We start from the raw sequence: 22,485 nt of genomic DNA, 5'->3' as shown, positions 1-22,485 counted from the left end.
CGCCATGTGGACCACATGCGTGTCACGACGACGAGCTGTCTTCCGCCGGACCTGTCCCAAGCCTGATCCACCCCGATCCGACTTGGTCCTGTACGCGGACCAGCGGTCCCGGCGCCATCCCTGCCGGCGGCCCACCCCACCCGCGGCCCCCGCCACCTCTGGGGAACAGGACCCCGTGACATCCCGAAACGGAGCCGTCATGCCGTCCGCGCACACCTCGACCTCCTCCCTCCCCGTCCTGGACCTCTCCCAGGCCGACGACCCCGCCCGGCGGGCCGACTTCCTGAAGCAGCTGCACGCGGCCGCCAGGGACACCGGGTTCCTGCACCTGACCGGGCACGGCATCACCGCCGCCGAGAGCGCCCGCATCCTGGAGCTGACCAGGGCTTTCTTCGCCCTCCCGGAGGCCGACCGGCTCGCCGTGAGCAACCTGAACTCCCCGCACTTCCGCGGCTACACCCGGATCGGGCACGAGCTGACGGGCGGCGCCTCCGACTGGCGGGACCAGCTGGACGTCGGCGCGGAGCGGCCCGCACCGGTGCTGCGGCCGGGCGACCCGGCGTACCTGTGGCTGGAGGGCCCGAACCAGTGGCCGGCCGCGCTCCCGGAGCTCCGTACGGTCGTCCTGGACTGGCAGTCCCGCCTCGCCGCGGTGGCCCACCGGCTGCTGCGGGAGCTCCTCACCTCGATCGGAGCCCCGGCGGACTTCTTCGACGAGGCCTTCGCGGACCGGCCCCACCTGCACACGAAGCTGATCCGCTACCCGGGATCGGCCCCGTCCGGCGCGGACCAGGGGGTGGGCGCGCACAAGGACTACGGCTTCCTCACGCTGCTCCTCCAGGACTCGGTGGGCGGCCTCCAGGTGGTCCGGGAGGGGGGCTACCTCGACGTCCCGCCGCTTCCCGGGGCCTTCGTGGTGAACCTGGGCGAGCTGCTGGAGATCGCCACGGAGGGCTACCTGACGGCGACGGACCACCGGGTGATCAGCCCGCCGGGGGCGGTGGAGCGGTACTCGGTGCCGTTCTTCTACAACCCGCGGCTGGACGCGGTGATCGACACGGTGCCGGGCGAGTACCTGCGGACGGCGCCGGGCGTCGTGCACGACGCGTCGAACCCGCTGCACGCCGAGTACGGCCGCAACGAGCTGAAGGGGTGGGTCCGGGCCCACCCCGCGGTGGCGCGCCGCTGGCACCCGGAACTGGTCGTCCCGGCATAGCCCGTATCCGGTGGGGCTGGATTCGCCCCCCTGCCGTCCGCCGGGCGCGGCAGATCCAGCCTCGCCGGCGTTTGAGGAGCGGGGGTTCGGGGGCGGAGCCCCCGACAACGGCGTCGCACCCGCCGGGGCTACGGGGTGCGGGGGCTCGAGTGCTTGTTGTCCTGGCGGGCCGGCGGCGCGTCGTCGCCCGAGACGGCGAACCACGTGCCCAGCCCGAGCACCGCCGCCAGCGCGACCGCGGAGGTCGACAGGATGAGCCGCCGCTTACGGGCGGCCTCCGCCCGGTGCCGGGCGGAGCCGGGCCGGTGGCCACCGGCCGGGCGCGGCACGCGGGCCGTGCCCAGGGCGCCGCCCGCCAGCTCGTCCGGCCCCGGGACCCGCATGGAGGTGTGGGTGTCCCGGTTGGAGTCCGTCGCGGACCCGGGGACCAGCGGGACCACGCCCCGCCGCCGCACCGGCTCCGCCGTCGCGGCCTGCTCCTCCGAGGGGTCCGGCTCCGGTTCCGCGTCGTCCGGCTCGTCCACGTCCAGCGGCGGCATCCCGGCCAGCAGCGGCAGCAGGTCCCGCAGGCGGACCGACAGCTCCGAGGCCCGGAGCCTGGACGCGGGGGCCTTCGCCAGGCACTGCACGATCAGCTGCCACAGCTCGTCGGGGATCCCGGGCAGGGGGACGACGGTCTCCGTGACGTGCCGCCGCAGCACCGCGCCCGGGTGGCCCCCGCCGAAGGGGGTGAAGCCGGCCAGCAGCTCGTACAGGACCGTGGCCAGGGCGTATATGTCGACCGCCGCCCGCGGGGGCAGGCCCTCGACGATCTCCGGGGCCAGGTAGTCCGGGGTGCCGATGATCCGGGTGGCGGGCGCCGACGTCCGGACCCCGGCGGCCCGCCGCGGGGAGTCGATCAGCTTGGCCACGCCGAAGTCGGTCAGCAGCGCCGGATGCGCCCCGCCCGGGCCGAGCGGGCCCTGCATGTCGAGCAGGACGTTCTCCGGCTTGACGTCCCGGTGGACGACCCCCGCCGCGTGCGCGGCCGCCAGCGCGTCGGCCACGTCCGCGACGATCGCCACGGCCGCCTCGGGGGCGAGCCGCCGCTCGCGGTCGAGGCGCGTGCGCAGGTCCGTACCGCGTACGAGGTCCATGACCAGGGCGAGGTCGTTGCCGTCGACGACGAGGTCGCGGACGGAGACCACGTGGGGATGCTCCAGGCCGAGCAGCGCGCTGCGCTCCTGGACGAAGCGTCCGACCAGTTCCTGGTCGGACGCGAGGTCCTCGCGCAGCAGTTTGACGGCGACGGGCCCGTCAGGCCCCTCGCCGAGCCACACCGTGCCCGCGCTGCCGCGCCCCAGGATCTGGTGCGCGGTGTACCGGCTGCCGATCTTCCGTGCCACGACTGCTCCCTCAGCGGCTGGCGTACGCACCAAAGCTACGCGGCCGGGTGCGCCTTGGAGGCCAGCAGGGGCCCTGAATCGCGGTGACCTTCACTTCTGCGGGCGAAAACATGCCCCAGAAGTCGACAAATCCACGAACTCGGCGCTACAAGGGTCCGGTTCAGGGCGTCGGAGGCTGGTTGGAACTCGCCGCGTCCCCGATCGTGCTGACCCAGTCGACGGCGTCGGAGCCCCAGGTCCACAGCTGGTCGAACCAGCCCCTGCCCGTGCCGACCCACTCCTGGAGCGGGGTGAACTCCCAGATCAGCCAGCCCGCGACGAAGAACATGAGGATCAGCACCAGGCAGCCCTTGAGGCAGCCGAGGCCGGGGATCTTCACCGGGTTGGCGCTGCGGCGGCGCGGCTCGCGGGGCTCCCGCGGGGCCTGCTGCGGCGGCGGAGCCTGCGGGGGCTGCTGTTGCGGCTGGCGGTACTGAGGCTGCTGCGGCGCCTGCGGCTGCTGGTACGGCTGGGGCTGACGCTGCTGCGGCTGGTACTGCTGCGGCGGCGGAGGCGCGTACTGCTGGTGCTGCGGCTGCTGCTGCCGGTACTGGGGAGGCTGCTGCGGCGGCGGGGCCTGGCGGTACTGCTGTTGCGGAGGCTGCTGCGGCCGGTGCTGCGGCGGCGGGGGCGCCTGGCGCTGCGGGCGGCGGCGCAGCGGGTCCTCGCTCGGGTCGAGGTAGTGCATCTGCGTCTGCTCGTTGCGGTCGCGCGCGGCCTGCAGCTGCGACTGCCACGGGTGCGGCTGGTCCGGCCGCTGCACGGGCGGCATGACCGAGGTCGGGTCGGCGCCCGGGCCTGGGCCCTGCCCGGCCGACCCGGCCGGCAGCACCGTGGTGGCGTCGGCGGCGCCGACCGGCGGCATGACGCTGGTCATGGCGTTCGGGTCGTACGCGCCCATGGGCGTGGCGGCCGCGCCCGCGGGCAGCACCTGGGTGGCGTCGGCGGCGCCCGGGGTCTCGGGGACCGGCGCCGGGGACGGGTCGGGGGCGAGCAGCACACCGACGCCCAGTGCGGCCTCCACCTCGGCGGCCGAGGAGTGCACGCCGATGCCGGAGGCGACCACGCGCAGGGCGCGGGCCAGGCTCACGGCGCTGGGGCGTTCGTTCGGCTCCTTGCGCAGGCAGCGCTCGACGACCGTCCACAGCGGTTCGGGCACGGTCGAGGGGCGCTGCGGCTCCTCGCTGAGGTGGCGGTGCAGCACTTCGAGTGCGGTGCCGCCGGCGAACGGCGGGCGGCCGGTGAGCAGCTCGTAGAGCAGGATGCCGGCGCCGTAGATGTCGACGGCGGAGGTCTGCGGACGGCCTTCGGCGGACTCGGGGGCGACGTAGGCCGGGGTGCCGACGAACTCGTGGGTGCGGGTCAGGCCCGGGGAGTCCGCGAGGCGGGCGATGCCGAAGTCGGTGAGCATCGGCTTCATCTGGCCGCCGCGCTCGTCGAGCAGCACGTTCGCGGGCTTCAGGTCGCGGTGGACGACGCCGTCGGCGTGGCTGGCGGCGAGCGCGTCCGCGATCTGGGCGGTCAGCAGGCTCGCGGCGACCGGGCTGAAGGGGCCGTTCTCGCGGAGGTACTTGTGCAGGTCCGGGCCGTCGATCAGGTCCATGACGAGAGCGAGGAGATCGCCCTCGACGACGAGGTCGCGGGTGCGGACGATGTTGGGGTGGGTCAGGCGCAGCAGGACGGAGCGCTCCCGCAGGAAGCGCATGACGATGTCCGCGTCCTGGGCCAGCTCCTCCTTGAGGACCTTGATGGCCACGGTCTCGCCGGGCTGTCCGGCCACGGCCGCCTCGGCACCCGCGGCCTCCCTCTGGCGGGCACGCCAGACAGTGCCCGTGGCGCCGCGCCCGAGCGGCTCCTCGAGCAGGTACTTGCTGCCGACTGGCCGCACGTCTCGCGCTCCCTGCTGCTGTGTCGATCTGCTGTGCCGACCGGGTGTCCGATCGGTTTTCCGGCCCACTCTAGGGGGTGTCCCCGTGGAAGACGCGGGTCACGGGAGGTTGGTTGCCGCACGTATGTACGAAGGGTGACGTTCGGGGCGTATGCCCCTGGCGTTTTTCCTCTGCATTCGGCCAGGTCGGGCCCGCCCGCTGATCGATCAAGATCATTTGTGGGCGGGCGCCGGGCGTGTTGTCCGTAACAGGTGCGAGGATGCACACGTACGGAAGGCACGGGACGGGAGCCCCGCCTTCCGGCAGACCTGACCGGACGACGCGTCCGTGCCGGGCGGGGGGCGACGAGCGGGCAGCGATGCCCGGCCCGTCATTCCCCTGCCGGGCGCACTCACCGCGCCCACCGCGCAGAAGGGACCGCTGACGGCGATGCAGATCCGGCTGACCGTCCTCGGGTCGCGCAGCGGCCACCAGACCGCGAGCGCCCCAGCCAGCTGTGACGTGCTCGTCACCGCGCCCGTCGGCACCGTGCTGGCCGCGGTGGCCTCCGGGCTGGCGGCGACCGTGGGCGGACCCGACACCGGGGGCACGGTCGTGCTCTACGCCGGTTCGGAGCGGCTCGACCTCCAGCGGCGGGTCCTGGGCGAACCGCCGCTCGTCGACGGGGCGGTACTGGCGCTGAACGTGCCGGTGCCGGACGTCCTGCCGGAGGAGAGCCTCGGCGCCCCCGAGCTGCACGTGGTCGCCGGACCCGACGCGGGCGGGGTGCACCTGCTGCACAGCGGGCAGATCCGGGTCGGCCGCTCCGCCGACGCCGACGTCCCGCTCGACGACCCCGACGTCTCGCGGCTGCACTGCACGGTGACGGTGCTGCAGGACGGGCGGGTGGCCGTGGCCGACCTGGACTCCACGAACGGCACCACGCTGGACGGCGCCCCGGTGGGCCCGCAGCCGGTCGCCCTGACCCCGGGAGCCCTGCTCCGGGTCGGCGAGTCCACCCTCCGTCTGGCCCCTCCGGCCACGGCGGCCCCGCGCCCGGTCACCCCGGACCTGGAAGGCCACCTGTCCCTGTCCTCCGGGACCCCGGGCCGGGGAGGGCCGACGGGCTCCCCCGGCGGAACGGCCCCGGACGCCCCCGGCGCGAACGGCCCCGCGGGTCCCGTCGGCGCCGGACGGCCCGGACACGTCGGCCCGCCCGACTCCGACGGCGCCGGACGGGGCGCGGGGCACGGCGCCGCGACCCACGGCGGTGCGCCGCAGGGCCCGGCCGGGCACGGCGCGGCCGGCACGGGCACGACCGGCGCAGCCGGGTGGCCCGCCCCGGGCGGCACGCACGGCGGTACGCACGGCGGTACGGATGCCTCCGGCGGCGCCGAGCGGGCCTCGGGGCACGGCCCCGCAACCCACGGCGCTGTCGGCGCGGGCACGGGCGGTGCCGACGAGGGCTCCGCCGGATCCGGCGGGACGCCGCACGGTGCCGCGGGGGCCAACGGACCCGGCACGCCGCCCGGCAAGGGGCGCCGCAAGGGGATAGGCGCCTGGGCGCGGAAGTGGGTGCGCGGGGAGGAGGTCGCCGAGGAGCCGCAGGAGCCGGCCGCGGCCGCCGCCGTGCCCGACGCCGACGACCCCGCCGCACTGCTGCTGGCCGCGCTGGCACCCAACGAGCGCCTGTGGTCGCGTGCGGCCGGCCACCCCCGGCTGCTGGAGGTCGGGCTCGGCGCCGGAAGCCGGGTGTCGCTGCCCGCCGTCGGAGGGCTCGGCGTGGCCGGGCCGAGGGCCCGGCTGACCGGGGTCGCCCGCTGGGTGGTCGCGCAGGCCGCCGCCCTGCACGCGCCCGGGCAGCTGGAGATCGTGCTGCTGTCCACCGACCGCGCACGGGGCCTCGCCGACCGCCGCCGCGACTGGGGCTGGCTCGGCTGGCTGCCCCACGTACGGCCCGCGCACGGCCAGGACTGCCGGCTGCTCCTCGCGTACGACCGCGATCAGGCGGCCGCCCGTACCGGCGAGCTGACCCGGCGCCTCGACGACGGCCCCCTCGGCCCGCACTGGGCCGCCGCCGATGCCGATCAGGTCCGGCGGGCCGCGGCCGTGTACGAGGGGCCGTACACCCTGCTCGTCCTCGACGGCGATCCCGGCGCGGGCCCGCTCCGCGATCTCACCGGGCGGCTCGCCTCGCACGGGCCGGCCGCCGGGATCCACGTCCTCGCGCTCGCCGAGGCCCCGGCCTCCACCCCCGCCTCCCCGGTCGCCGAGACGTACGAGGCCGCCTGCGCGGGCTCCCCCGCGTTCCGGGACTGCGGCGCGGCCGCCCTGCTCAGCGGGGACGTGGCCACGGCCGTACGGACCTTCGCCACCGACGGCGGCCGCCCGGTGCCCACCGGCGCCACCGCCACCGCCGACGCCGTCTCCGCCGCCTGGGCCGAACGCTTCGCGCGGGCGCTGGCGCCCCTGCGCACCACCGAGGCCTCCGCGGAGACCTACCGGCCGGCCGCCGCCGCGCTGCCCGCCACCGCACGGCTGCTGGACGAACTGGGGCTGGCCCGGGCCACCCCGGCCTCCCTGATGGCCCGCTGGGCCGCCTCCACGGACCAGGGGCAGGGCGTGGGCGGCCTCGCCGAGATCGTGCTGGGCGGCGGCCGGCGCGGGCCCGTGGGTGCCGAGCTGGTCCACGACGGGCCGCACCTGCTCATCGAGGGGCCCGCCGGGAGCGGCCGCACGGAGCTGCTGCGCTCGGTGGCGGCCTCGCTGTCGGCGGCGGCCCGGCCCGACCGGCTCGGTCTGGTCCTGCTCGACGGGGCCGGCGGCGAGCGCGGGGACGGGCTGCTGCCCTGCACCGAGCTGCCGCACGTCTCCGCCCACCTGGTGGCCTCGGATCCGCTGCGCATGCGGGAGTTCGCCCAGGCGCTGGGCGCGGAGCTCAAGCGCCGCGCCGAGCTGCTGGACGGGGTCCCGTTCGCCGAGTGGCACGCCGGCCGGGAGCTCGCCGACCGGATGGTGTCCCCCCGCCAGCCCAGCCCGGGCGAACTGCGCGGCGACCTCGACCCCCAGCGCACGGGGACGCTGCGGCTGCGCGCCTCCGCCGTCCGGACCGATCCGGCGGGGCCGAGTCCGCTGCCCCGTCTGGTGGTGCTGGTGGACGACTTCGACGCGCTGGTCGCGCCGGGGCTCGGCGCCACGGGCCGGCCCGCCGCCGGCTCGGTGGTGCGGGCGCTGGAGGCGGTGGCCCGCGAGGGCGCCCGGCTCGGTGTGCACCTGGTGGCCACGAGCGCCCGTCCGGACCGGACGGCCGACACCCTCCTCGCCCGGCTGACCACCCTTCGGGTGGAGTTGGACGCCCCCGACCAGCCGGGGCCCGGCCGCGGCCTGCTGCGGCACGCGGACGGGCGGACGGTGCCGTTCCAGGCGGGCCGGGTGACCGGCCGGATCCCCCGGACGGCGACCTTGCGGCCCACTGTGGTCCCGGTGGAGTGGGAGCGGATGGGCGACCCTCCGGCCCGCCGCCCGGTGCGTGAACTGGGCAACGGGCCGACCGACCTCGCACTGCTGGCCAGCGCCCTGGACCGGGCCTCGCACCTGGTCTCGGCGGTGCCCGTGCTGTTCCCGCCCGCCCCGTAGACGCGGTCCCGCGCCCGGCGAGGCGGTATTGCGCGGGGCGCGCGGGTCGGCGTAGACCTTGTGGTCCAGGACACACTCCAGGACACACAGCGGGCATCGGGGGCAGAACCATGCGCAAGCACGGAACGGGCCGTACGACACTCACCTGGGCGGCGATCGCCGCGGCGGGCGCGCTCGTGCTCGGCGCGTGCGGCGACGGCGGCGGGTCCAAGGCGAAGGACGGCGCGTCGGAGGCACCCCAGGGCGGGACGGCCTCGCCGCAGGTGCAGTTACCGAAGCTGCCCGGCGAGAAGCTCGAGGTCGCGGCGGTCTGGACGGGCCCGGAGCAGGCGAACTTCACCAAGGTCCTGAAGGAGTTCGAGAAGCGGACGGGTGCGACGGTCACCTTCGTCCCGGCCCAGGACCCGATCGTCACCTTCCTCGGCACGAAGATCGCGGGCGGTGCCCCGCCCGACGTGGCGCTGCTCCCCCAGGTCGGGGCGCTGGCCTCGGCGGTGCAGAACAAGTGGGCGCAGCCGGTGGGACCGGATGCCCAGGCGCAGCTCGACGCCAACTACTCGGCGGGCTGGAAGAAGCTCGGCGCGGTCGACGGCACCCAGTACGGCGTGTACTACAAGGCCGCCAACAAGTCGCTGATCTGGTACAACGCGAAGGCCTTCGAGGCGGCCGGCGTGAAGCCGCCGAAGACGTGGAAGGAACTGCTGACGGCGGCGGACACGCTCTCGGCCTCCGGCACCCCGGCGGTTTCCGTGGCCGGTGCGGACGGCTGGACCCTCACCGACTGGTTCGAGAACGTCTACCTCTCGCAGGCGGGGCCCGAGAAGTACGACCAGTTGGCCAAGCACCAGATCAAGTGGACGGACGACAGCGTCAAGCAGGCGCTGACCACGCTCGCCGAGCTGTTCGGGCGCAAGGACTTCCTGGCGGGCGGGCCGAGCGGGGCCCTGGCGACGGAGTTCCCGAAGTCGGTGACGCAGACCTTCACCGGCGGGGACCGGCCGGCGGCCGCGATGGTCTACGAGGGCGACTTCGTGGCGGTGAACATCGCGCAGACGGAGGCGAAGGTGGGCAAGGACGCCCTCGTCTTCCCCTTCCCGGCGGTCGGCGCGAAGGCGCCGGTGGTCTCGGGCGGCGACGTGGCGGTCGCGCTGAAGCCGTCGAAGGGCGCGCAGGCGCTGCTGACCTTCCTGGCCTCGGCGGACGCGGCGGAGATCCAGGCCCGCGAGGGCGGGTTCGTCTCCCCGAACCGGGCGGTGAACCCGGGCGCCTACCCGAACGACATCCAGCGCGACATCGCCAAGGCCCTGATCGCGGCGGGCGACGACTTCCGCTTCGACATGTCGGACCAGGCCCCGTCCGCCTTCGGCGGGACCCCGGGCGCGGGTGAGTGGAAGGCCCTCCAGGACTTCCTCGCGAACCCGTCGGACGTGGCGGGCACCCAGGCGAAACTGGAGGCGGACGCGGCCAAGGCCTACGGGAACTGATCCCGGTGGCGGCCACCTCCCGGGAGGCCCGGCGCCGCCGCCTGATCGCGGCGGCGTTCCTCCTCCCGGCGCTCGTGCTGCTGGGCGCGCTCGTCGTGCACCCGATCGGCTACTCGGTCTACCGCAGCCTCTTCGACCGCTCCGGCGGCTCCTTCGTGGGCACCGGCAACTACCGGCAGATCTTCCAGGACGGGACGATCCGCACCGCCCTGAAGAACACCGCGGTGTGGGTGGTCCTGGCGCCCACGACGGCCACCGCGCTCGGCCTGATCTTCGCGGTGCTGACCGAACGGGTGCGCTGGGGGACGGCGTTCAAGCTCCTGGTCTTCATGCCGATGGCGATCTCGATGCTGGCGGCGGGCATCATCTTCCGGCTGGTGTACGACCACGATCCGGACCGGGGCATCGCCAACGCGGTCTGGGTGGGGGTCCACGACACCTTCGCGGAGTCCTCGGCGTTCCCGAAGGCCCGCCCGGGCCGGGACTCCCCGCTGGTCCCCGCCGACGGGGGCGCGTTCGTCACCCGCGATCCGGTCAGGGCGGGCACCCCGGTCGTGCTCCCGCTGGTCGGCGTGGCGCCGGAGTCCCTGCCCGAGGGCACCCGTACGGCGAAGGCCGCGGCCGCCGAGCCGGGCAAGGTCACCGGGACGGCCTGGCAGGACTTCACCCGGGGCGGCGGGGGCCGCCCGAACGCGGTCGATCCGAGCGAGTCGGGGTTCTCCGGCATGCGGATCGAGGCGGTCAGGGACGGCAGGGTCGTGGCTTCGGCGACGACCCGCGCCGACGGTACCTTCACGCTGCCCGCAGCGGCCGACGGCGCCCTGCTGCGGCTGCCCGCCTCGAACTTCCGGGAGGCGTACGCGGGGGTGGAGTGGCTGGGCCCGGCGCTCGTCACCCCGGCGGTCATCGGGGCGTACGTGTGGATGTGGGCCGGGTTCGCGATGGTCCTGATCGGGGCCGGGCTGGCGGCCGTGCCGCGGGAGCTGCTGGAGGCCGCGCGGGTGGACGGGGCGAACGAGTGGCAGGTGTTCCGCCGGATCACCGTCCCGGTGCTGGCGCCCGTGCTGGTGGTCGTCCTCGTCACCCTCGTCATCAACGTCATGAAGGTCTTCGACCTGGTCTTCGTGATCGCACCGGGCGCGGTGCAGGACGACGCGAACGTCCTCGCGCTCCAGCTGTACCGCACCTCCTTCGGCACGGACGCCGACCCGGGCCTGGGCAGTGCCATCGCCGTCCTGCTGCTGGTGCTGGTGGTGCCGGTGATGCTCGTGAACATCCGCCGGCTCCGCAAGGAGGGATCCCGATGACCCGTTCCGGTGCGACGGCGGTGGCCCCCGGGGCGGTGAAACCCCCTCGGGGCGGGCTCTCCGCCGGAGGCCTCGCCGCACGGGCGGCGGGTGGGGCCGTGAGGGTGTTCCTGGTCCTGGCCGCACTGTTCTGGCTGCTGCCCACGCTCGGGCTGCTGGTCTCCTCGTTCCTCTCCCCCACCGACCTGAACGCGGGCGGCTGGTGGCAGGCGCTGACGGCGCCCGCCCGGCTGACGACCGGCAACTACGAGCGGCTGCTGGCCAACGAGACGATCACCGACTCCCTCCTCAGCACGTTCGCGATCGCCGTCCCGGCCACCCTGCTCGTGGTGACCCTGGGCGCCTCAGCCGGATACGCCTTCGCCTGGCTGGATTTCCCCGGCCGGGACTGGCTGTTCCTCGTCGTCGTCGGGCTGCTGGTCGTCCCGGTGCAGGTGGCGCTGATCCCGGTCTCCGAACTCTTCGGCTCCATCGGCCTGTTCGAGACCACCGCGGGCGTGGTCCTCTTCCACACCGCCTTCGGGCTGCCGTTCGCCGTCTTCCTGCTGCGCAACTTCTTCGCCGAGATCCCGCGCGAGCTGCTGGAGGCCGCCCGCCTCGACGGGGCGGGCGAACTGCGGCTGTTCGCGCGGGTGGTGCTGCCGCTGGGCGCCCCGGCGATCGCCTCGCTCGCCATCTTCCAGTTCCTGTGGGTGTGGAACGACATGCTGGTCGCGCTGGTCTTCGCGGACTCGGCGCACCCGCCCGTGACGGTCGCGCTCCAGCAGCAGGTACGGCAGTTCGGGAACAACATCGACGTGCTGGCGCCCGGCGCCTTCCTGTCGATGGTGGTGCCGCTCGTCGTCTTCTTCGCCTTCCAGCGGCAGTTCGTCTCGGGGGTGATGGCGGGCGCGGTCAAATAGCCCGGACGGCCCGAAGACCACGATCGACGTGGGGTGTTGACGCTCCGTAACCCGAATGCCGCACTCTGCGTAACCCGATCGCCACGCCGGGGGTTCCTGGGCAATATGCCCGCGCCGACCCCTGGATGTGCCGTGCCCCGGTTCAGCGTCATCGTGCCCGCGTACAAGGTCCAGGCCTACCTTCAGGAGAGTCTGGACTCGGTCCTGACGCAGTCGTACCCGGATCTGGAACTGATCGCCGTCGACGACGCCTCCCCGGACGCCTGCGGTTCGATCATCGACGAGTACGCGGCCCGGGACCCCCGGGTGACCGCCGTGCACCTGCCGCACAACCTCGGGCCGGGCCCCGCCCGCAACGCGGGCCTGGCCCGGGCCACCGGCGACTACCTCGTCTTCCTCGACGGCGACGACACCCTCGCCCCCGGCGCCCTGCAAGCCGTCACCGACCGGCTGAAGGCCACCGGCTCCCCCGACGTCCTGGTCTACGACCACGCGCGCACCTCCTGGACGGGCGAGCCGGTCCCGGGCAGCCCCTCGCACCGCCTCTCCGAGGAGGGCCCGGCCAGCTTCCGGCTCGCCGACCGTCCGGGCCTCCTCGGCATGCCGATGGTGGTGTGGAACAAGACCTACCGCCGCGAGTACGCGGAACGCGAGGGCCTGGAGTTCCCGCCCGGCTTCTACGAGGACGCCCCCTGGACCTACCCCGCCCTGCTGGCCGCCGAGTCCGTCGCCGTCCTCGACCGGGTCTGCGTGCACCACCGCCAACGCCGCACCGGCTCGATCCTGACCACGGCCAGCCGCCGCCACCTCGACGTCTTCGACCAGTACGACCGGGTCTTCGGCCACCTCGCCGGCCGCCCCGAACTGGAGCGCTGGCGCCCCGCCGTGCACCGGCGGATGGCCGAGCACTTCTGCACCCTGTACGCCGACCCGCGCCGCCTCCCGCGCACCTGCCGGGCCGAGTTCTTCCAGCGGGCCTCGGCCCTCCTGCACCGCTACCGGGCGCCGGTCCGCGCCGGAGCACTGCCCCTGTCCCTGTCCCGCACCGACAGGCTGCGCCACGCCCTGATGCAGCTGGGCACGCGGCGCACGTACCGGCTGCTGTCCGTGCTGCGCTCGGCCTCCCTGGCGGCGGGCCGCGGCGGCGCCGCCCTCGGGCGGGGCCTGCGCGAGAGCGCCCTGCGCCTGCACTACCGCATCCAGCGGCTGCTCCCGCTCCGCCCCGAGCTGGCGGTCTTCTCCGCGTACTGGCACGGCGGCTACGCCTGCAACCCGGCGGCGATCGAGGCCAAGCTGCGGGAGCTGGCGCCGCGGATGCGGACGGCGTGGATCTGCGACCCGGAGCACGAGGCGACGCTGCCCCGGGAGACGGCCGCTCTGCGGCCGGGCTCGGCGGCGTACTGGACGGCCCTGGCCAGGGCCACGTACCTCACCACGAACGTCAACTTCGAGCGCGCCCTGGTCAAACGCCCGGGCCAGGTCCTGCTCCAGACCCAGCACGGCACCCCGCTCAAGCGGGTCGGCCTGGACCTCCAGGACCGCCCCGCCGCCGCCCCCACCACCGACTTCGCGGGCCTGCTGCGGGGCGCCGACCAGTGGGACTACCTGCTGTCGGCGAACCGGCACTCCACCCTGGTGTGGGAGAAGGCGGTCCCCGCCTCCTACACCACCCTCGAATACGGCTACCCGCGCAACGACCCCTTCCACCGGGCCACCCGCTCCGAGGTCCTGGAGCTGCGCGAACGCCTCGGCATCCCGGCCGGCTCGACGGCGATCCTGTACGCCCCCACGCACCGCGACTACCGGCGCAGCCGCCCCGAACTCCTCGACTTCGAGCGGGTCCTGCGCGATCTGGGGCCGCGCTTCGTCCTGCTGGCCCGCACCCACCTCACGTACGCGGACGCCCCGGCGACGGCGGACCCCCACCCCCGCCTGATCGACGTCTCCTCCCACCCCTCGGTGGAGGAGCTCTGCCTGGCCTCGGACGCGCTGGTCACCGACTACTCGTCCCTGATGTTCGACTACGCCTCGCTGGACCGGCCGATCGTGATCCACGCGGACGACTGGGAGGCGTACGAGGCGGCCCGCGGCACCTACTTCGACCTGCGGGCCTGCCCGCCGGGCGCGATCGCCCGGACCGAGGACGAGCTGGTGGACATCTTCGGCACCGGCCACTGGCAGGGCTCGCGCTCGGCGCAGCTCCGTGCGGCGTTCCGCGCGCGGTTCTGCTCGTACGACGACGGGCACGCGGCGGAGCGGGTGGTCCGCCGGGTCTTCCTCGGCCAGCCGGACCCCCTCCCGGCGGTCGTCCCCCCGGAGGACCGCCGCCCCTGCCCGGCGGCGGCCGCCGGGCCGCTCCCCGACCCGCCGCCGCTGGCCGCGCTGAGCCCGTCGCTCTGGCCGTAGATCAGTCGCCGAAGACGACGGACCGCAGCTTGAGCCGCTCGCTGCCGCGCCCGACGAGCGGACGGAGGGTGAACCAGTCGCCCGTGCAGTCGGGCTCGGTGAACACGGTCGCCGTCGCGTCGGTCCGGTTGCGCGGTGAGTGCGCGGGGCTGCTGGAAGCGGGGTCGGCGACCTCCGGGAGCGTGATGCACTCGCCGTCCGCGGGGTCCGGCAGCTCGGCGGTCTGCGGGCGTCCGTCGAGCCCGCTGTACGTGTACCGGAACTCACCGGTCGCGGCGGCCGCGGGCGAGGCCGGGAGGGTGAGACCGAGCACGAGGGCGCCGAGGCCGGCGACGGCGGCGTTGCGCATGCGCATGAACTGCTCCTAGGGGAGTGCGGCGGCGGCCCCGGGGTCGGTCCGGGTCCGCCGCCACACTCCCGTGCCGCTCGGGCGCGCCCCAACCTCCGGCCGCCGAAGAATCGATCCCCCGTCCCCCGATCGGCCGAGCCGCCCCTGCGCCCCGCCGGGTCAGACGGCCTTCAGCCCGGCCACCACCGACCGCGCGAGCTCGTCCAGGTAGCCCCCCGGGACGGCGTCCCGGACCACCACCTGCCGCCAGTACAGCGGCCCGATCGCCAGATCGAGCGCCCGGTCCGGATCCACCCCCTCCGCGAGCTCCCCCCGCGCAACCGCCTCCTCGACGATGCCCGCGGCAAGCCGCCGCTGCCCGTCGAGCAGCGCCCCCCGCACCGCATCGGCGATCTCCGGGTTCCGCGCCGCCTCGACCAGCAGGTCGGGGATCACGGCCGACGCCACCGGGTGCCGCAGCACGTGCGACATGACCTCCAGCAGGGCCCGTACGTCCCCGTACAGCGACCCCGTGGCCGGCACCGGCAGCCCGTCCGCCGCGAAGGCTCCCACCAGGTCCAGCACCAGGTGCAGCTTCGACTTCCACCGCCGGTACACCGCCGTCTTGCCGACGCCCGCGCGCCGCGCGATCCCCTCGATGGACATCCGCGCGAAGCCGACCGCGGCCAGCTCCTCCACCACCGCGGCCCGGATCGCCTCGGTCACGTCCTCCCGCAGGACGGCGGCCCCGGCGGGGGCCCTCCGGGCGGGAGCGGGGGCAGCGGCGGAGGAGGCGGCAGCGGGATCCGTGGTCATGCACAGAGCATAACCGCGCCACGTAACGACGATACGGTTGCGTTCCGACGCGCCCCGCCCTACTGTCACCGTAGCGACGAAACGGACCCGTCCCATCGTCAGCGACGCCCCGACCCCGGCGAAAGCGACCCTCGTGACCACCACCTCGACGGCACCCGCGCAGCCCGCACGACCGACGGCTCCCGCCCCCACTTCCGCCCAGCTCGCGGAACTCGCGGCCGCCCACGGCCTGACGCTCAGCGGCGCCCGCCCCACGCTCCCCCGCTACGTCGCGGAACTCTGGGGCCGCCGCCACTTCGTGACGGCGTACGCGACCGCCCGCATGCAGGCGCAGTACAGCACCGCGAAGCTCGGCCAGGTCTGGCACCTGGTGACCCCGCTCCTGAACGCGGCGGTCTACTACTTCATCTTCGGCATCGTCATGCGCGCCAGCCACGGCGTGCCCGACTACGTGCCGTTCCTGATCACCGGCGTCTTCGTCTGGGACTTCATCGGCAGCTCCATCAACGCCGGCACCCGCTCCGTCCACAGCAACCTGGGCCTGGTCCGCGCCCTGCACTTCCCCCGCGCGAGCCTGCCCATCTCCAGCGTCGTACAGCTCTTCCAGCAGCTGCTCGTCACGATGGCCGCCCTGGTCATCCTGCTGCTCGCCTTCGGCCAGACGCCCGGCCCGGCCTGGCTCCTGGCGGTCCCCACCCTCTTCCTGATGGCGGTCTTCGCCGCCGGCGTCGCCATGGTCATGGCCCGGATCGGCAGCAAGAGCCCGGACGTCAGCCAGCTGATGCCCTTCGTCCTGCGGACGTGGATGTACTCCTCGGGCGTGATGTGGTCCATCGACACCATGCTCAGGACGGACCAGCTGCCGTACTGGGTGTCGACGCTGCTGAAGCTCAACCCCCCGGCCGTCTACATCGACCTGATGCGCTTCTCGCTGATCGACAGCTTCCAGGCGCACTCGCTCCCCCACCACGCATGGCTCATCGCCGTCGGCTGGGCACTGCTCGCCGGAGCCGGCGGGTTCGTCTACTTCTGGAAGGCCGAGGAGGAGTACGGCCGTGGCTGAGCTCACCGACACCACCGAGACCCGCGTACCGACCGTCATCGCGGACGGGGTCCACGTCGTCTACAAGGTCAACGGCGGCGGCCGCAAGGGCACCGCCACCGCGGCCCTGAGCCGGATCTTCTCCCGCAGGCCGGCCCCCGGCATCCGCGAGGTGCACGCCGTCAAGGGCGTCACGTTCACCGCGTACAAGGGCGAGGCGATCGGCCTCATCGGCACCAACGGCTCGGGCAAGTCCACCCTGCTGGCCGCCATCGCCGGCCTCCAGCCGGTGGCCCGGGGCCGGATCTACTCGCACGGCCAGCCCTCCCTGCTCGGCGTCAACGCCGCCCTGATGAACGACCTGACAGGCGAACGCAACGTCGTCCTCGGCGGCCTGGCCATGGGCATGACCCGCGAGCAGATCAAGGAGCGCTACCAGGACATCGTCGACTTCTCCGGCATCAACGAGAAGGGCGACTTCATCTCGCTGCCCATGCGCACGTACTCCTCCGGCATGGGCGCCCGCCTGCGGTTCTCCATCGCCGCCGCCAAGGACCACGACGTCCTGATGATCGACGAAGCCCTGGCCACCGGCGACGCCGCCTTCCAGCGGCGCAGCCAGGCCCGCATCGAGGAACTGCGGGAGCGGGCCGGCACGGTCTTCCTGGTCAGCCACGGCATCGGCACGGTCCGCGAAACCTGCGACCGCGCGATCTGGCTGGAGGCGGGCGTGATGCGCATGGACGGCCCCGCGGACGAAGTCTGCGACGCGTACGAGGCCTTCACCACGACCCGCTGAAGCCCTGCCCACCGGGGCCCGCAAAGCAGGGCTGCGCCGAGCCCCTGGGGCTCCGCACCCGGCCGTCAACGGGTGCACGAACGGGCCGGGCCCGGGACCGCGAAGGTCCCGGGCCCGGCCCGTTCAACGGAACCGACTAGCTGTGCGCGCGCAGCAGCGACCGCATCGTCCGCATCGCCACCGACAGGTTCGCCAGGTCGAAGTCGTCCGAGCCCCGGATCTCGTCCAGAGTCGTCCGCGCGCGGCCGATCAGCGCCGCGTTCTTCTCCTCCCACGCCTTGAAGCGCTCCTCGGGCGTCGCGTCCCCGTCGCCCACGGACAGGACGTCCGCGGTCAGGGCGGCGTGCGCCGCGAAGAGGTCCTCGCGGATGGAGGCGCGGGCCATGGACTGCCAGCGGTCGGACCGCGGCAGTTCGATGATCCGGTCCATCAGCTGCGTGATGTCCAGGCGGTCGGCGAGGTCGTAGTACACCTCGGCGACACCCAGCGAGTCCACGCCCGTGCGGTCGGCGATCGCGACGATGTCGAGCGTCGGGAAGGCCGACGAGAACCCGGCGACCTTCGCCGCCAGCTCCTCCGGGACGCCCTCGCCCGTCAGCTCGTCCAGGATCGACTGGTACCACTCGAGGTCGGCGCCGCGCACCAGCTTCGGCAGCTCCGCCCACACCTCGGCGACGCGCGCCGAGAAGAAGTCGATGGTCTCGGTGATCTGGAGCGGCTGCGGCCGGTTGTTCAGCAGCCAGCGGGTACCGCGCTCGACCAGACGGCGCGAGTGCAGCCGCACCCGGGTCTGGACGTCGGCGGCGACCTTGTTGTCGAGCGCCTCCACCGCGTCCCACACGTCGGCCAGACCGAAGATCTCGCGCGCGGACAGCTGCGCCCGGACGATCTCCTCCAGGGAGGCCCCGGTCTCCTCGCGCAGGCGGTGCAGGAAGGTCGAACCACCGGTGTTGACGGTGTCGTTGACCAGGAGCGTGGTGATGATCTCCCGGCGCAGCGCGTGCGCGTCGATCTGCTCCGGGAACTTCCGGAGCAGGGCGCCCGGGAAGTACGCGTGGAGCAGGCCGCGCAGGTACGGGTCGTCCGGCAGCTCGGTGTGGATGAGCTCGTCCGCCACCGTGATCTTGGTGTAGGCGAACAGGACGGCCAGCTCCGGCTGGGTCAGGCCCTTGCCGGTGTTGAGCAGCTCGCGGATCTGGCGGTCGGCGGGCAGGAACTCCAGCTCGCGGTTGAGCAGGCCCTCGCTCTCCAGGCGGCGCATGAAGCGCTGCTGGGCGTGGAGCAGGCTCGGGGCCTGGGCCGAGGCGTTGGCGAGCGCCGTGTTCTGCGCGTAGTTGTTGCGCAGGACCAGCGTGCCGACCTCGTCGGTCATCTCGGCGAGCAGCTTGTTGCGCTGCTTGACGGTCATGTCCCCGTCGGCGACGACCGCGTTGAGCAGGATCTTGATGTTCACCTCGTGGTCGGAGGTGTCCACGCCCGCGCTGTTGTCGATGGCGTCGGTGTTGACCTTGCCGCCGTTGTGGGCGAACTCGATGCGGCCGAGCTGGGTCAGGCCCAGGTTGCCGCCCTCGCCGATGACCTTGGCCCGGACCTCGGAGCCGTTGACGCGGATGGCGTCGTTGGCCTTGTCGCCGACGTCCGCGTGCGTCTCGGCCGTGGCCTTGACGTACGTGCCGATGCCGCCGTTCCACAGCAGGTCCACGGGGGACTGCAGGATCGCCTTCATCAGGTCGGCCGGGGTCATCTTGGTGACGCCGGCCTCGATGCCGAGGGCCTCGCGGACCTGCGCGGTGATCGGGACGGCCTTCGCCGAACGGGGGTGGACGCCGCCGCCCGCCGAGATCAGCGAGGTGTCGTAGTCCGCCCACGAGGAGCGCGGCAGGTCGAACAGGCGGCGGCGCTCGGTGTACGAGGTGGCCGCGTCCGGGTTCGGGTCGATGAAGATGTGCCGGTGGTCGAAGGCGGCGACGAGGCGGATGTGCTCGGAGAGCAGCATGCCGTTGCCGAACACGTCACCGGACATGTCGCCGACGCCGACGACCGTGAAGTCCTGGGCTTGCGTGTCGTGGCCCAGCTCGCGGAAGTGCCGCTTGACGGACTCCCACGCGCCGCGGGCCGTGATGCCCATGCCCTTGTGGTCGTAGCCGGCCGAGCCGCCGGAGGCGAAGGCGTCGCCCAGCCAGAAGCCGTACGACTCGGCGACGCCGTTGGCGATGTCGGAGAAGGTGGCGGTGCCCTTGTCGGCGGCGACGACGAGGTAGGTGTCGTCCTCGTCGTGGCGGACGACGCCCTGCGGCGGCACGACCTCGCCGGCGACCATGTTGTCGGTGATGTCGAGCAGCGCCGAGATGAAGATCTTGTACGAGGCGATGCCCTCGGCGAGCCACGCGTCGCGGTCCACCGACGGGTCGGGGAGGTTCTTCGCGACGAAGCCGCCCTTGGCGCCGACGGGCACGATGACGGTGTTCTTCACCATCTGCGCCTTGACCAGGCCGAGGATCTCCGTACGGAAGTCCTCGCGGCGGTCGGACCAGCGCAGACCGCCTCGGGCGACCTTGCCGAAGCGCAGGTGGACGCCCTCGACGCGCGGGGAGTAGACCCAGATCTCGAAGGCCGGGCGGGGCGCCGGCAGGTCCGGGATGGCCTGCGGGTCGAACTTCATCGACACGTACGAGTGCGGTTCGCCCGCCGCGTTCAGCTGGAAGAAGTTGGTCCGCAGCGTCGCCTTGATCAGCGTGAGGAAGGAGCGCAGGATGCGGTCCTCGTCGAGCGAGGCGACCTGGTCCAGGGCCCCGTCCAGCTCCTCCAGCATGGCGTCGACGAGCTCGCTGCCGGCGGCCTGGCGGCCGGGCGACATCCGCGCCTCGAAGAGGGAGACCAGCAGCCGGGTGGTGTGGACGTTGTTGCGGAGGGTGTCCTCCATGTAGTCCTGGCTGAAGGTGGAGCCGGCCTGGCGCATGTACTTGGCGTACGCGCGCAGGACGACGGCCTGCCGCCAGGTGAGCCCGGCGCCGAGCACCAGGCTGTTGAAGTTGTCGTTCTCCGCGTCCCCGGTCCACACGGCCGCGAAGGCCTCCTGGAACCGCTCACGGGCGTCGTCGCCGAGGTAGTTGTCCCCGTTGCCCGTCGAGACCGGCATCCGCAGGCCGAAGTCGTAGATCCAGGCGCTGACGCGGTCGGAGCGGCGCAGCTCGTACGGGCGCTCGTCGGTGACCTCGACGCCCAGGCGCTGCAGCACGGGCAGGACCGCGGACAGGGAGACCTGCTCGCCGGTCCGGTAGATCTTGAACCGGCGCTCGCCGGGGCCCGCGCCGACCGGCTCGTACAGGGAGAGCGCGAACGGGCGCTCGCTGGCGGAGAGCTTCTCCAGGTGGCACAGGTCGGCCACGGCCGCGCGCGGCGAGTGGTCGGCCTTGTAGCCCTCGGGGAAGGAGGTGCCGTAGCGGCGCAGCAGCTCGGCGGCGCGCTCCTCGCCCAGCTCGGCGACCAGGGCCTCGGAGAAGCCGTCGGCCCAGGAGCGGGCGGCGTCGACGAGGCGGGCCTCGATGCGCTCGACGTCGGCCTCGGTCAGGACGGGGAGTTCCTTGCCCTGCGGGACGCGGACGACGAAGTGGATGCGGGAGAGGATCGACTCGGTGTTCCAGGCGGTGAAGTCGACGCTGATGCCGTCGAGGTCCTCCTTGAGGATGTCCATCAGCCGCAGCCGGACGCCCGTGGTGAAGCGGTCGCGCGGCAGGTAGACGAGGGCCGAGTAGTAGCGCCCGTACTCGTCCTGGCGCAGGTACAGCCGCAGCCGGCGGCGTTCCTGCAGGTAGAGGACGGAGGTGACGATGGCCTGGAGCTGGTCGACCGGGGTCTGGAACAGCTCGTCGCGCGGGTACGTCTCCAGGATCTGCAGCAGGTCGCGGCCGTCGTGGCTGTGCGGCGCGAAGCCGGCGCCCTCGAGTACCTCGGTGACCTTGCGGCGGATGACGGGGACGCGGCGCACCGACTCGGTGTAGGCGGCGGAGGAGAACAGGCCGAGGAAGCGGCGCTCGCCGACGACGTTGCCGTCGGCGTCGAACTTCTTCACGCCCACGTAGTCGAGGTACGAGGGGCGGTGCACGGTGGAGCGGCTGTTGGCCTTGGTCAGCACCAGCAGGCGGTGCTCGCGGGCCTTGGCGCGGGCGTCGGCGGGCAGCCGGTTGAAGGACGGCGAGACCGGGTGGCCGTCGTCCTTGCCGCTGTGGTGCGGGTCGGAGCGCAGGATGCCGAGGCCGGTGCCGGGCACGGCGGCGAGGGCGTCGCCGTCGACGAGGTTGTACTCGCGGTAGCCGAGGAAGGTGAAGTGGTCGTCGGCGAGCCAGCGCAGCAGCTCGCGGGCCTCTTCGAGCTCGTACTCGCGCAGGTCCGGGGCGGTGGGCTCCTCGGGCAGGCCGTCGGCGATGCGCAGCGCGGCGTCGCGCATCTTCTCCCAGTCCTCGACGGACTCGCGGACGTCGGACAGGACGCGCAGCAGGTCGACGGTGATCTGCTTGAGGTCGGCGCGGTCGGTCTCGCGGTCGATCTCGACGTGGATCCAGGACTCGACGAGGGAGTCGTGGGGGCGCGAGGTGCGGGGGCCGTGCGCGTCGCAGTCGGGGCCGAGGATCTCGATGAGCTTGCCGGTGACGTCACGGCGGACGACGACCTGCGGGTGGATCACGACGTGGATGCCGCGGCCCTGGCGGGACAGCTCGTTGGTGACGGAGTCCACGAGGAAGGGCATGTCGTCGGTGACGACCTCGACGACCGAGTGGCTGGAGGTCCAGCCGTTCTCCTCCACCGTGGGCGTCTGCACGCGCACGTTCGCGGTGCCCTGCGGACGGTTCTCGGCGAGGCGGTAGTGCGAGAGCGCCGCCCCGAACACGTCGACCGGGTCGCGGTCCGAGAGGTCCTCGGGGGCCGTGTGCAGGTAGTAGCGCTGGAGGTAGGAGAGCACCGTGTCCTTGTCTGGACGCTCTCCCTGCTCGGACCCAGTCGGAAGTAGCCCCCCGGCCGGGCTGTTCTCAGCTACCCGTGCCGCCCGTGCGAGCAGCTCGGCCTTTGCTTCGTCCAGCTTGGTCTGCATGTCCTCTGGCTCCTGTCGCGCGCCATTGCGTGACGTAGGTGAAGGAAGGAATGACGGAGCGCCGCGCGGGGGCGGGATGTCCGTCCGTGATCGATATCGACGCTAGGTCGTCGGGAGAGGCTGCCGGGAGGGAATCGGCCATGTTCGGCAGGAGGTCCCGGCGGCGGA

13 protein-coding genes are annotated in these 22,485 nt (G+C 73.6%); 8 read left to right on the top strand and 5 right to left on the bottom strand.

Annotation, left to right across the window (positions count from 1 at the left end; genetic code table 11):
* The first annotated feature begins 199 nt into the window (after positions 1-199).
* On the top strand, positions 200-1,216 hold the full coding sequence (locus ACIGFK_RS28520; protein WP_376662259.1) for an isopenicillin N synthase family dioxygenase: 1,017 nt from the start codon (positions 200-202) through the stop codon (positions 1,214-1,216).
* A 128-nt stretch (positions 1,217-1,344) separates the two neighbouring features.
* Here the strand turns inward: ACIGFK_RS28520 and ACIGFK_RS28515 are convergent, their stop codons facing one another.
* Positions 1,345-2,601, bottom strand: a complete 1,257-nt coding sequence (locus ACIGFK_RS28515; RefSeq protein WP_376660810.1) for a serine/threonine-protein kinase — start codon at positions 2,599-2,601, stop codon at positions 1,345-1,347.
* Between the two features lie 160 nt (positions 2,602-2,761).
* Positions 2,762-4,528: a protein kinase gene (locus tag ACIGFK_RS28510; protein ID WP_400054113.1), complete on the bottom strand. Its 1,767-nt coding sequence runs from the start codon at positions 4,526-4,528 to the stop codon at positions 2,762-2,764.
* Between the two features lie 430 nt (positions 4,529-4,958).
* On the opposite strand from ACIGFK_RS28510, the gene ACIGFK_RS28505 reads away from it, so the two are divergent.
* The 5 genes from ACIGFK_RS28505 to ACIGFK_RS28485 all read left to right on the top strand — a co-directional run bounded on the left by ACIGFK_RS28505 (position 4,959) and on the right by ACIGFK_RS28485 (position 14,243).
* Positions 4,959-8,144 carry an FHA domain-containing protein gene (locus tag ACIGFK_RS28505; RefSeq protein ID WP_400054111.1) on the top strand — a complete coding sequence of 1,062 codons (3,186 nt, stop codon included), beginning with the start codon at positions 4,959-4,961 and terminating at the stop codon, positions 8,142-8,144.
* A gap of 110 nt (positions 8,145-8,254) precedes the next feature.
* Positions 8,255-9,628, top strand: coding sequence for an ABC transporter substrate-binding protein (locus tag ACIGFK_RS28500; protein ID WP_400054110.1), 1,374 nt, complete (start codon positions 8,255-8,257; stop codon positions 9,626-9,628).
* The gene (locus ACIGFK_RS28495) at positions 9,625-10,935 is read left to right on the top strand and encodes a carbohydrate ABC transporter permease (protein ID WP_376660811.1); all 1,311 of its coding nucleotides are present in this window, start codon (positions 9,625-9,627) and stop codon (positions 10,933-10,935) included. The genes ACIGFK_RS28500 and ACIGFK_RS28495 overlap by 4 nt, the downstream gene beginning before the upstream one ends.
* Positions 10,932-11,837 (top strand): carbohydrate ABC transporter permease, encoded by a 906-nt coding sequence (locus ACIGFK_RS28490; RefSeq protein ID WP_400054108.1) that lies wholly within the window; start codon positions 10,932-10,934, stop codon positions 11,835-11,837. Before ACIGFK_RS28495 ends, ACIGFK_RS28490 begins: the two co-directional genes overlap by 4 nt.
* A 132-nt stretch (positions 11,838-11,969) precedes the next feature.
* Positions 11,970-14,243, top strand: a complete 2,274-nt coding sequence (locus tag ACIGFK_RS28485; protein WP_400054106.1) for a CDP-glycerol glycerophosphotransferase family protein — start codon at positions 11,970-11,972, stop codon at positions 14,241-14,243.
* Position 14,244: 1 nt separating this feature from the next.
* Here ACIGFK_RS28485 and ACIGFK_RS28480 read toward each other — a convergent pair whose 3' ends face one another.
* Both ACIGFK_RS28480 and ACIGFK_RS28475 read right to left on the bottom strand, forming a co-directional pair.
* On the bottom strand, positions 14,245-14,598 hold the full coding sequence (locus ACIGFK_RS28480) for a hypothetical protein (protein ID WP_386471284.1): 354 nt from the start codon (positions 14,596-14,598) through the stop codon (positions 14,245-14,247).
* Between the two features lie 153 nt (positions 14,599-14,751).
* Positions 14,752-15,387 carry a TetR/AcrR family transcriptional regulator gene (locus tag ACIGFK_RS28475; protein ID WP_376660804.1) on the bottom strand — a complete coding sequence of 212 codons (636 nt, stop codon included), beginning with the start codon at positions 15,385-15,387 and terminating at the stop codon, positions 14,752-14,754.
* 133 nt (positions 15,388-15,520) lie between these two features.
* Between ACIGFK_RS28475 and ACIGFK_RS28470 the strand changes: the two genes are divergently transcribed.
* Both ACIGFK_RS28470 and ACIGFK_RS28465 read left to right on the top strand, forming a co-directional pair.
* A complete protein-coding gene (locus tag ACIGFK_RS28470; protein WP_376660803.1) occupies positions 15,521-16,450 on the top strand; it encodes an ABC transporter permease in 930 nt (309 codons plus the stop codon).
* Positions 16,443-17,228: an ABC transporter ATP-binding protein gene (locus ACIGFK_RS28465; protein WP_400054103.1), complete on the top strand. Its 786-nt coding sequence runs from the start codon at positions 16,443-16,445 to the stop codon at positions 17,226-17,228. Before ACIGFK_RS28470 ends, ACIGFK_RS28465 begins: the two co-directional genes overlap by 8 nt.
* 136 nt (positions 17,229-17,364) lie before the next feature.
* Here the strand turns inward: ACIGFK_RS28465 and ACIGFK_RS28460 are convergent, their stop codons facing one another.
* Positions 17,365-22,317: an NAD-glutamate dehydrogenase gene (locus tag ACIGFK_RS28460; protein WP_376661966.1), complete on the bottom strand. Its 4,953-nt coding sequence runs from the start codon at positions 22,315-22,317 to the stop codon at positions 17,365-17,367.
* Between the last annotated feature and the right edge of the window lie 168 nt (positions 22,318-22,485).

This window comes from Streptomyces sp. NPDC085524 (assembly GCF_044541755.1).
Classification (GTDB): domain Bacteria; phylum Actinomycetota; class Actinomycetes; order Streptomycetales; family Streptomycetaceae; genus Streptomyces.
The sequence above is the reverse complement of the archived record's forward strand: the minus strand, read 5'-3'. Positions and strand labels throughout refer to the sequence as shown.